This window comes from Bacillus sp. 05T21 (assembly GCF_056396785.1).
Genome location: NZ_JBFTMD010000040.1, coordinates 16,341 through 27,280 on the forward strand (window position 1 = coordinate 16,341; position 10,940 = coordinate 27,280).

Below are 10,940 nucleotides of genomic sequence, written 5' to 3' on the forward strand. Positions count from 1 at the left end.
GGACATACTGATACTATTACTCTAAAAAAGGTGAGTGATCAGTATGGAAAGCGAAATTTATTCAAGTGGAAGCATTATCATCTTGATAATATTTTGCAAACAGTAAGATGGTACCTACGGTACAACTTGAGCTTTCGTGATTTGGTGGAAATAATGGCGGAACGGGGCTTATCTGTTGCTCATACAACGATTATGCGTTGGGTTCATCAGTATAGTCCTGAATTAGACAAAAGAATCCGTCGTCATCTCAAGCAAACCAATGACTTTTGGAGAGTCGATGAAACATATATCAAAGTAAAGAGTCAATGGATGTACCTGTATCGTGCTGTCGATTCGAAAGAAAATACCATCGGTTTTTACCTAAGCACAGCAAGAAACCACAAGGCTGCAAAGCAATTCTTCAAAAAAGCTTTGCAGTCTTTTCATATTTCTGAGCCGCGTGTCGTGACAGTCGATAAGAATCCAGCTTATCCTATAGCAGTTGAAGAATTGAGAAAAGAAAAAAAGATGCCATTAGGCATCCAACTAAGGCAAGTAAAATATCTCAATAACATAGTGGAACAAGATCATCGTTTTGTTAAAAAGCGAGTTCGTTCGATGTTAGGATTGAAATCTTTTCGTACAGATACATCCATTATTTCTGGAATAGAAGCTAAGCGTATGGTAAAAGAAGGTAATTCGTTTTACTGGACAAGTCTGTCCAAAATCAAGTGAAGTTCATCCATCAACTATTTGGAATTGCTGCTTAAGACTAGATTCCACTAGGAAACTTTTCGCCTCTTTATATCTTTCCTAAGTATTTGCACCAGAACCCTTTTGTTTCAGTTCCGGCAATTATATCATTTAAAGAATAAGATATATATATGCTATTAGTTTATATGTTAACAGGAGTGAATACCTTATAAAATATTGAATGTATGTTCCTTGTTGTTGTGTTTTTATTTATATAACTAAATGTTAAATCTTATAAAAATCTTTTAATCTAACTATATGCAATATTACATATTGGTTATGAGTATTTTTCGTGTTATATTATTTAATTGCTATATGTTTTAGTAATATTTAATTTTGAAAGGGGAAAGATTATGTTACAAAATACAGTTCGTACTCCAAATAAGAAAAAAAAATGGATTATTGTTGGGGTTATTGTACTAATTGTTATCGTTGCGGCGGTAAATATTTTTGTTATCCAAGGTAAGAAGAAAGGCACAGCGAAGACAGATGCTGTAAGTTTTGAGAAAGTGACAGAGCGTAAGCTTAATAATACGAAATTAATTTCTGGTCAGGTGAAGCCGGGGAATATTGAAAGTTTCTATGCAGATCCGACTAAAGGAAAAGTGAAAGATATTGAAGTGAAAGAAGGACAAGAGGTAGAAAAGGGAACGAAATTATTCTCTTATGATAATGAAGAAATTAATCTGCAAATGAAGCAGGCTGAGCTTGATCAGAAGATGGCTGATATGCGCTATGATCAAGGGAAAAAGAAGATTGATTCGTTGAAGAAAGAAATTAAGAAGGTGAAAGATAGCGGGGCTGGGAAAGAAGTAACAGACCCAATGGAAGAGCAAGTAAGTGAATTAGAAATGACACAAAAAACAACTGACCTTGAGAAGGAAAAAGGAAAGTTACAAAAAGAAGAGTTAAATAAAAAACAGAAAGAACTTACGATTTATAGTAATTTTGCTGGTGTTGTACAGAAGTTAGATAAAGATGCAGCGCAAAGTTCATCCCAAGCTTTAGGTGGTCAAGGAAAAGCATTCTTACAAGTAGCTTCTAAAGATCCGTTCCAAGTTCAAGGGACTTTAACAGAACTTCAAAAGTCACAAATTCAAAAGGATCAAACGTTTACTGTAACTGCGAAAGCAAATAATAAGAAGAAGTGGACAGGTAAAATTACAGAAGTAAGTGAATTCCCAACGAGTGCAGAGATGGCTCAAGCTGGTGGTGTAGGCGAAGCGACTCAAAATATGTCTCAATATACATATAAGGCAAGCCTTGATAGCCAAGATGGTTTATCTCCAGGGTACCATGTTTCATTGCAAGTAAATTTAGAGAATAAGACGATGATTGCTGTTCCAAGTAAGAGCATTGTAGAAAAAGGCGATGATGCATTTGTTTATATTGAAGAGAAAGGGAAGCTTCATAAACAAAATGTGAAAAAAGGCGCTACTGATGGAGACTGGACAGAGATTTTTGAAGGCGCAGCAGTGGGGCAAAAGGTGGTTAAAAATCCTTCCGACAACGTGTATGACGGAATGGAAGTGAAAGAGAAATGATTACGTTAAATAATATTGCTAAAACGTATTATCAAGGAAAATTGGCAGTACCGATTTTACATGGTATTAGTTTAACGATTCAGAGTGGTGAGTTTGTTTCAATTATGGGACCGTCTGGTTCCGGTAAATCAACGCTTATGAATATTATCGGTTGTTTAGATCGCCCAACAGAAGGAAAATATATGCTGAATGATGTGAATATCTTAACAGCAGACGAATCAAAACTAGCTTTAATTCGTAATGAATATATCGGCTTTGTGTTCCAGCACTTTAATTTATTGCCACGTCTTTCTGCAGTGGAAAACGTTGAACTTCCGCTTATCTACGGTGGGGTGAAGAAAGCAGAGCGTCGTCAAAGAGCTCTTGAAGCGCTTGGAAAAGTTGGATTATTAGATAGAGTACACCATTTACCTAGTGAGTTATCAGGTGGACAGAAGCAACGTGTAGCAATTGCGAGGTCGATTGCGAATAATCCAACGTTCATTATGGCCGATGAGCCGACAGGGGCGCTTGATACGAAGTCCGGTGAACAAGTTATGGATATTTTCACGAAGCTTAATGCAGAAGGTACGACGATTGTTATGGTTACGCATGAAGAAGAGGTAGCAGCTTATTCATCTCGCCGCATTGTACTGCGAGATGGGAAAATTACTGAAGATAGAAGGTGTGCAGTATGAGTTTACTAGATAGTATGAAAATTGCCCTATCTTCAATTTTAGCTCATAAACTGCGTTCAGCTTTGACGATGCTCGGTATTATTATCGGTGTAGGTTCTATTATTACTGTCGTTGCGATTGGGCAGGGCGGGGAAGTGATGCTGAAGTCGAAAATCGCTGGTTCTGGTAATAACCTTATGCCAATTCAGTTTAAGCCGGATATTAATGATGAGTTTGCTATAGGTGGACATGAAGTACCAAAATTAACGGAAGAAGATATTCTTGAGGTGAAACAGGTAAAAGATGTTGCCCATGTTATTACGACGAATAGTACGATGGAAACACTTGATATAAACGATAAAAAAGCAATGATTAATGTTATTGGACTGGATAGTGAGTATTTTCAAGTAAATAAAGTGAAAATGGTCAAAGGCCGTTCATTGAATGAATCAGATATTTCACAAGGTAATAACGTCGTTATGATTAGTACGAAGGCAGAAGAGACGCTATTTAAAGATGAAAATCCAGTAGGGAAAATTATTGAAATGAAAGGACAGCCGGTGCAAATTATCGGTGTCTATAAATCAGATAATGAATTTATGGGATTTGAAACTGAAGAAGTACTGATTCCTCTCACCTTATGGCCTGTTTTATACGGAACAGATGAAATTCAAAGTATCGCAATTCAGGCTAAAAATGTAGACAATTTAGAATCAGCAGGAAAAAAAGCTGTTGAAGTATTAAATAGTCGTAAGCCGAGTGAAATTCCAGGTAAATATGAATTAGTAAACTTAAAAGAGTTCCAAGAAGGAGTTTCTAAAGTCACTAATATCATGACAATGATCATCGGTGGTATCGCTGGCATTTCATTAGTCGTTGGTGGTATTGGCGTTATGAACATTATGCTCGTATCTGTAACGGAGCGTACGCGCGAAATTGGGATACGTAAAGCGCTTGGAGCAACGCGTAGTAAAATTTTATTACAGTTTTTAATTGAAGCCGTTATGTTAACGCTTCTAGGTGGTTTGATCGGAATTGGTCTTGGATATGGCGGGGCATATATTGTTTCCACATTTGCGAAATGGCCACCACTTGTTTCATGGGAAGTTGTTGTCGGAGGCGTATTATTCTCAATGACACTTGGTATTATTTTCGGATTAATTCCAGCGAATAAAGCTGCAAAATTAGATCCAATTGAAGCACTCCGCTACGAATAGTTTACTAGTGTAGTAAAGATAAATATCTCTATTACACATACATATTGTTTGAGTTAATTGTTTTTACCATCCTTTAAAAGGAATATGTGAATAGAAGGAGGCGTTATAATGAAAGCGAATATTAATACACAAGATGTAGGTGCGAAAAAGCCATCATTATTTGGAATGATTACATCTCCTGGAGTACAATTTGAAAGAATGAAAGCAAACGAGAAAGTTTGGGGTATGTTCCTCTTAGTAGCATTGTTACAAGGGCTTCTAGGTGGTTTAAATGCGTATGTTATGTATACCTCACCTGAGATGCTTAAAATGAAAAAAGAATTAGGTGAAATGGCTGGACAAAGTTCACTTACATCAGAAGTTATTTCTGGAATTGGAACAAGCTTTGCTAGTGCGATGGTTGGAACACTATTCATAGCAGCTATTTATAAAATGTTTATGATGTTCTTTGGTAATGATACGCCTTATAAAACCTTATTGAATATTGTAGCTTATACAAACATTGTCCTTATTATTGGTGGACTTATTAATTCAATTTTAAGTATAATCTTTAGTAGTGGAATGAGCCAATATACGAGTTTAGGGTTATTATTTACGAAAGGTACATTTGCATATGGAATTGGTAATACAATTGAAATATTCTATGTATGGAATTTAATCTTAATTTGGCTCGGATTACACATTACAACTGGATTAAGCAAAGTGAAAGCATCGATTCCAATTATTATTCTATTCATTATTAAAGCGGTATTCTTTGCGACAATTATTGTATTAATAGCAAAGTTTTTACCAGGTATGCTATTGTAAATAAATTAAGTTCCTTATAAATAAGTTCAGTAAAATATTTGCAACATTAGTAACCAGTTCCTTAACCTAAAAGGTACTGGTTATTTTTTGTCCAAAATATGTTCAAACGTACAATTTTCTTATTTTGATATGGTGCTCCCATGCCCATCAACTTAAGAAATTTTAATACCCCCAAGTACCAAAAAACGTTATTCTTTCTAAACAAGCTAGATTAGAAAGGATGACGTTTTTTATGAATCTTTCAATTCAAAGTAAACTACAATTATTTACTGAAGAATTACATAAACATTTTACTCCTTCATTTTTAGAAAAGCTTGTTAGAACAACGTATTATAGCTAGACATATTCACTGATGGTTTGATGCATAAGTGAATCCCCAACAACAAATACATTTACACATATCAAAAGTTATTTATGTCATAAAGTAAAAAAAGGAAACGATTATTGGGTTCAAGGGGCATCCTGAGAGTAAATACTATAATTTGAGTTTGATAAGTGTATTTTAGAAATTTCAAAGCCTTTCAAATTAATGAAAGACTTTTGTAACATTTATGAAAGTGATTTGAAAGATATTTATAATAAGATAAATATATCGAAAGGGATTTTATTCCACAGCAAAAGTATAAGCAATGTACAGTATAATTTCATTTTTGTAATCTTATAGAAATAATGAAAGAAGAGGAGAAATAGCATGAATCGTATAAAAAATAAGGTTCTGGTGCAAAAATCTAAAGACTCTTGCAAGTAATCTCCTAATCTTGGACATACTGATAGTATGACTCTAAAAAGGTGCGTAATCAGTATGGAAAAGGAAAATTTGTTTAAATGGAAGTATTATCAGCCTGAACTAATCTTATTAACAGTAAGGTGGTACCTACGGTACAATTTGAGCTTCCGTAACCTGGTGGAAATGATGGAGGAAAGAGGCTTATCAATTGCTCATGCAACGATTATGCGCTGGGTTCATCAATATGGATCTCAATTAGAAGAGAAAGTACGACATCATCTTAAATCAACAAATGACTCATGGAAAGTCGATGAAACATATATCAAAGTAAAAGCTCAATGGATGTACTAATACCGTGCAGTCGATTCAGAAGGGTATACAATTGATTTTTATCTAAGTAAATCAAGAGATAAACAAGCAGCCAAGCGCTTTTTCAAGAAAGCCTTGGCTTTTTCGTATGTTTCTAAACCTCGCGTGATCCCTCCTATCCTGTAGCAATTCAAGAGTTAAGAGAAGAGAAACATATGCCTGAAGGCATACAACTAAGGCAAGTTAAATATCTCAATAATATAGTGGAACAGACCACCGGTTTATTAAAAGGCGAGTTCGTTCTATGTTAGGATTAAAGTCGTTTAAAACAGCAATCTCTATATTGAGTGGTGTTGAAGCCATGCATATGATGAAAAAAGGGCAACTTGTTTTACCGGATAAGTCTGTCCAAAACCAGAAATGATTTATTCATAAATTATTTGGCTTAGCTTCATAAGATAGAAATGAAGAAGAAATTGCTACTCTATGTTTCTAACTAACATTTTCGCACCAGAACCTTTTTTACTACCATAAGATAGAAAGAATACCACAGTGCTATCAAGCTAAGATTTTAAGTTTCCCCATAGCGAAAAAATGACTTCTTTACGACTAGTGTTTAACTCATTTTTTTCGGTTTGGGGAACAACCCACTTCTTAAGTTGACGGGCATGTATGGTGAAGTCTATTATATAAATTGGTCAAAAATTGACCTTCCTCAGTTTTTTTAATTCAATACATATGTTTTTTTATGGGAATATATGTTATAAACTTTACTTAGTCTAAGAACATCATAACATTCTAAATAGTATGGAGCGTGTATTATAATGAAAAAGATTTTATTATCGTTTATAACATTAGGAATGCTTATAGGATGTGAAAAATCTGATTCGTGTGATGAAGCAAGAGCCATCTACTCTGGAAATTGTAATTCTGATAATACACTGACAAACGACAAAGCTGAATTACAATTAGATTCCAAATAGTTGCTGTAATACTTAATTTGTATTTTAACAGGTAACAATTTCATTTCATTTTAGAGGGATATTTCCAATCGCGATTTCCTTTAGAAACAGTCGAAGAGGTTTCACTTTTTTAGTTAGGCTTTGTTTCTCTATGTTTTCCAGAGATTTTCGTATCTGTTCCATTTGTTCTTTTCCTTCTATTATATCAAACTCGATCCATTTGTGGGGTATCGCCAGTATTTCGGAAAAACCCCACGCTAAGAGTTTTTGAGTCATTTTAATGTAGGCTTAAAATAAAGTTTGATCACTTTTTGCTATGTATGAGCAAAGTTACTTCACTATTAAATTTATAGTAAGTATAACTTCCAATCCATGAACCAAAGGCTCCTCCCAAAAAGAAAATAGTCATATATAATCCATTAAGTCTGTTTCTTATCTCAGGATTCAAACCAAAGTCAACTTTTATTATATATTTTGGAGTTGCTTTACGTTTACCGTCTACAGATAGCGGTGCTCTTTTTTTGCATGAATTTTACGTCTGAATTCTTTAAAATATCATAATTTCAATTATCTAAAGACAACGGTCATTCATTAATACAATAAATGGAAGGTTATTCGATTCCCTATATTTGTATATGCGAAATTGCATAAAAATATATGTTTAAATAAGACGCGATTTTATATATAACTAGAGGTAGAGAAAGTAAATTATTGTTTAGTGTCTACTTAAAACTTTTAAGTTGATCGATGTGGCGGTATCCCTTTAAGAGAAATATTAAGCAGTTAGCCTTTGCTAACCGCACTTTTATTAGAGATATTTACCTGTTGATATTACGTTAATATGATGGAAATTTGCATAAGAATCTTAATATTTAGAAAGGAAATAAAAAAATGAAAAAATTCGCATCAACACTATGTATAGCTGGAGTGACTTTAACTATTTTAGGAGTATCTCCTCAAAGTAGCTATGCTCATCTCGATCAAATTGATTTAACTGAGAATGATCCTATTACTGCAGGATGGTCTGCAGAAGCTCCGTATCATTCTGATAAAAGTACACATTTATGGATTGCAAAACAAGCTATTGAAATTATGAAAACAGAATCTAATATTGAAGCAAATAAGCAGGCTGTGGACTTTTTAAATTATCCGCAATATAAGGATCTATTTTCTAAAGGATTATATGATGCAGATTATAATGCAGAGTTTAACGATGGTGGAACAGGAATAGGCGGCGTTTTTAAAGGCGGATGGAAATCTCATTTTTATGATCCTGATACTAAAGAAAATTATAGAGGAGAAACAAATCCAACGGCTCTTACACAAGGTAAGAAATACTTTTATGAATCTGGAGAACATTTACGAAATAAAGACTATGAAAAAGCTTTCTATTACTTAGGAGTAGCCACGCACTACTTTACAGATGCTACCCAACCTATGCACGCAGCAAATTTTACCGCAATTGATACGAGAGCTATAAAATATCATAGCTACTTTGAAAATTATGTTACAACCATTCAAAATCAATTTGCAGTCAATACTGGAGGGAATTATAACGACTCTCTATCCACACCTGAAGAATGGATTGATTATGCAGCCCGAGTAGCTAAACCTGAAATCCAAAATATTACTAATGATAAAACATTTAAGTATTATAATAGTGGTAAGGCACAATTGTGGCAAGAAATGGTTACCCCAGCTGTGCAGCGAAGCTTAGGAGAAGCTCAGCGCAATACAGCAGGTTTCTTAAATCTTTGGTTTAAAACTTTTACTGAAAATGTGAAAGCTCCAAGTATAGAGACCGCATTAATCTATGATATAGAAGGAAACGTCATAGAAGCAGGGAAAAACTATTATATCGTACCAAGTGAATCTCCTTATCAAGGTCTAACATTTGAATGGTATGTAGCAAACCGTTATGATTATGTCTCACTTGCAAGTAAAGAAAACAATGCTTTATCTGGTACACCTATAGCATTTGAATTCTACAAAGAAAATGATGCAAAGCTACACCACGGGGAGAGTATATATCTTCGCATGAAGCACTCAAATTACGATCAATTTCAATATTTAAATTGGTCTAATTATTCTAGTTGGATTCACCTTGCTCAAAAATCGGATAGTTTAGCTGACTTTAAAATTAAAATTAACCTGGATAAACCTACAGAATATAATATTTTTACAGATGACTATCCATTAAATTATGAAAATATAAATGCAGAGAAAAATTGGATCGTACTAGGTGGAAAAAAACAAAAACCTAGCTCATGGAAGTTTATACCTGTTAGATAAACTAAAAAGAAAAACACTCGTCCTTAATCAGAACGAGTGTTTTTTTATCCGTAAACGTCAAGTAACTTCACTTATTGGCAACAAACAAAAAAGCCCATCTCTTTTTTCATAAAAGATGAGCTTTTTTATCTTTCAATTATTCTAAATAACCTGTTAAAAAGAATAAAATACTGTAGCTTTGAAATAAAGTCGTACCGTTTATAAAGAAGATGTACTGTTTATACAGAAGTTGCATCGTTTTATCCCTTTGGATTTCCTTATCTATGGGTTACTCCCCATCGCCAACAAGCTAATAAAGGAAAATACCCCCCAAATGAGAAAATTGGCATATCCAGGTAAAAATATACATTTTTTTGTTTTGGAGCAACTAGTTTCATTACCTTGATGGGCATGTTGGTGAGACCCTAAAATGAACATTTGGATAGGCAATCCTTCTTCTCTTAAAATAACCTTAAATATATTATAGATTTAAGAATATCAGAAAAATAAATGGTATAATTTTCTAAAACATCCTGAATAAAGTTGATTTTAGAAAAGGAGTAGAGGGGAAATGTTTCAGAAGCTCAAATTTTATTTAATCAGCCTTGTAATTAGTTCAATGTTAGGTGGGATTATCATAGGTGCTAATTTCTTGGTCCATAACATCTATTATTTAGTTGTAGGTAAAGAATTTCATTTTAATATGTGGTCTTCCATTATTATATTTAGTATCGTATTTATTTCAGGTTTTACATATATGTTGAAAAAGGGCCCAGATATACTTATTAATGATTAAACCAATAGTAATTCATGATCTGGTTGGCCTCTTGTTTGTTGTTAGGGAAAGATAACAAAACTAAATTTCCTTAAAATGAAAAAATACACCATCCCTTCTATATATTTTTACAAAAAGAATAGCGTTATTTTGATTATATGGATACAAATTTATCTTAGCTTGATGGGCATTTGGCGGTACCCATTTTTGGACTAGTTATATATATATGTTATACGGAAAAAACAAAAGAAATTTAGCAAATAAGTTGAATAAATAGAAGAAATAACACTTTGCAAACACAACACCTTTAATTAGAATAGTTCCTATAATTAGATAAAGTATGATGAAAATAGGGTTTTAAATTTCAAAAAAGGCGAACATTCGCGACTTTTCTGCTGTATTGTTCCTATAAATCTAATAGGTGGATAAGATAAATAAAATTAGATACCCAATATGGGATAGTGTTAATAGAATCGAAACCGTTCATGCCATATAGAAACAAAACAGGGTTCTGGTGCAAAAGCTTCAAGGTAATTACAAGTAATCTCTAAAACTTGGACATACTGATACTATTACTCTAAAAGGGTGTGATCGGTATGGAAAAGAAAAATTAGTTCAAATGGAAGCACTATCAGCCTGATATTATCTTATTAATGGTAAGATGATACCTACGGTATAACCTAAGTTTTCGTGATTTGGTGGAAATGATGGAGGAACGTGGTTTATCCATTTCTCATACAACGATTATGCGTTGGGTTCATCAGTATGGTCCTGAATTGGACAAACGAATCCGACTTTACCTCAAACAAATAAATGACTCTTGAAGAGTCGATGAAACATATATCAAAGTAAAAGGTCAATGGATGTACCTGTATCGTGCTGTTGATTCGAACGGAAACACAATCGATTTTTGCCTAAGCAAAACAAGAGATCATAAGGC

At 33.7% G+C, this 10,940-nt stretch carries 6 protein-coding genes and 4 pseudogenes; 9 read left to right on the forward strand and 1 reads right to left on the reverse strand.

Going from position 1 to position 10,940, the window contains the following annotated elements:
• Positions 1-30: 30 nt before the first annotated feature.
• From AC1DKZ_RS30370 to AC1DKZ_RS30395, 6 genes and pseudogenes are all read left to right on the forward strand, one after another.
• Positions 31-749: pseudogene (locus AC1DKZ_RS30370) on the forward strand (IS6 family transposase).
• Positions 750-1,085: 336 nt separating this feature from the next.
• Positions 1,086-2,276 (forward strand): efflux RND transporter periplasmic adaptor subunit, encoded by a 1,191-nt coding sequence (locus AC1DKZ_RS30375; RefSeq protein ID WP_476997752.1) that lies wholly within the window; start codon positions 1,086-1,088, stop codon positions 2,274-2,276.
• Positions 2,273-2,953: an ABC transporter ATP-binding protein gene (locus AC1DKZ_RS30380; RefSeq protein WP_044440933.1), complete on the forward strand. Its 681-nt coding sequence runs from the start codon at positions 2,273-2,275 to the stop codon at positions 2,951-2,953. Before AC1DKZ_RS30375 ends, AC1DKZ_RS30380 begins: the two co-directional genes overlap by 4 nt.
• Positions 2,950-4,149, forward strand: a complete 1,200-nt coding sequence (locus AC1DKZ_RS30385; RefSeq protein ID WP_113735905.1) for an ABC transporter permease — start codon at positions 2,950-2,952, stop codon at positions 4,147-4,149. The genes AC1DKZ_RS30380 and AC1DKZ_RS30385 overlap by 4 nt, the downstream gene beginning before the upstream one ends.
• A gap of 108 nt (positions 4,150-4,257) precedes the next feature.
• Positions 4,258-4,956, forward strand: a complete 699-nt coding sequence (gene yknW / locus AC1DKZ_RS30390; protein ID WP_328017224.1) for a YknW family membrane protein — start codon at positions 4,258-4,260, stop codon at positions 4,954-4,956.
• 802 nt (positions 4,957-5,758) lie between these two features.
• A pseudogene (locus tag AC1DKZ_RS30395) lies at positions 5,759-6,416 on the forward strand (IS6 family transposase).
• A gap of 842 nt (positions 6,417-7,258) precedes the next feature.
• Here the strand turns inward: AC1DKZ_RS30395 and AC1DKZ_RS30400 are convergent.
• A pseudogene (locus AC1DKZ_RS30400) lies at positions 7,259-7,417 on the reverse strand (MFS transporter); the annotation flags it as partial.
• A gap of 428 nt (positions 7,418-7,845) precedes the next feature.
• On the opposite strand from AC1DKZ_RS30400, the gene AC1DKZ_RS30405 reads away from it, so the two are divergent.
• The 3 genes and pseudogenes from AC1DKZ_RS30405 to AC1DKZ_RS30415 all read left to right on the forward strand — a co-directional run.
• Entirely contained in the window at positions 7,846-9,246 is a 1,401-nt protein-coding gene (locus AC1DKZ_RS30405) for a zinc dependent phospholipase C family protein (protein ID WP_002187095.1), read from the forward strand.
• 550 nt (positions 9,247-9,796) lie between these two features.
• A complete protein-coding gene (locus AC1DKZ_RS30410) occupies positions 9,797-10,021 on the forward strand; it encodes a hypothetical protein (RefSeq protein WP_002187096.1) in 225 nt (74 codons plus the stop codon).
• Between the two features lie 632 nt (positions 10,022-10,653).
• Positions 10,654-10,940: pseudogene (locus AC1DKZ_RS30415) on the forward strand (IS6 family transposase); the annotation flags it as partial.

Excerpts from the sequence above, each read along its gene's own strand:
- AC1DKZ_RS30375 (WP_476997752.1), top strand. The coding sequence starts at position 1,086 with ATGTTACAAAATACAGTTCGTACTCCAAATAAGAAAAAAAAATGGATT.
- AC1DKZ_RS30385 (WP_113735905.1), top strand. The coding sequence starts at position 2,950 with ATGAGTTTACTAGATAGTATGAAAATTGCCCTATCTTCAATTTTAGCT.
- yknW (WP_328017224.1), top strand. The coding sequence starts at position 4,258 with ATGAAAGCGAATATTAATACACAAGATGTAGGTGCGAAAAAGCCATCA.
- AC1DKZ_RS30405 (WP_002187095.1), top strand. The coding sequence starts at position 7,846 with ATGAAAAAATTCGCATCAACACTATGTATAGCTGGAGTGACTTTAACT.
- AC1DKZ_RS30410 (WP_002187096.1), top strand. The coding sequence starts at position 9,797 with ATGTTTCAGAAGCTCAAATTTTATTTAATCAGCCTTGTAATTAGTTCA.
- AC1DKZ_RS30380 (WP_044440933.1), top strand. The coding sequence starts at position 2,273 with ATGATTACGTTAAATAATATTGCTAAAACGTATTATCAAGGAAAATTG.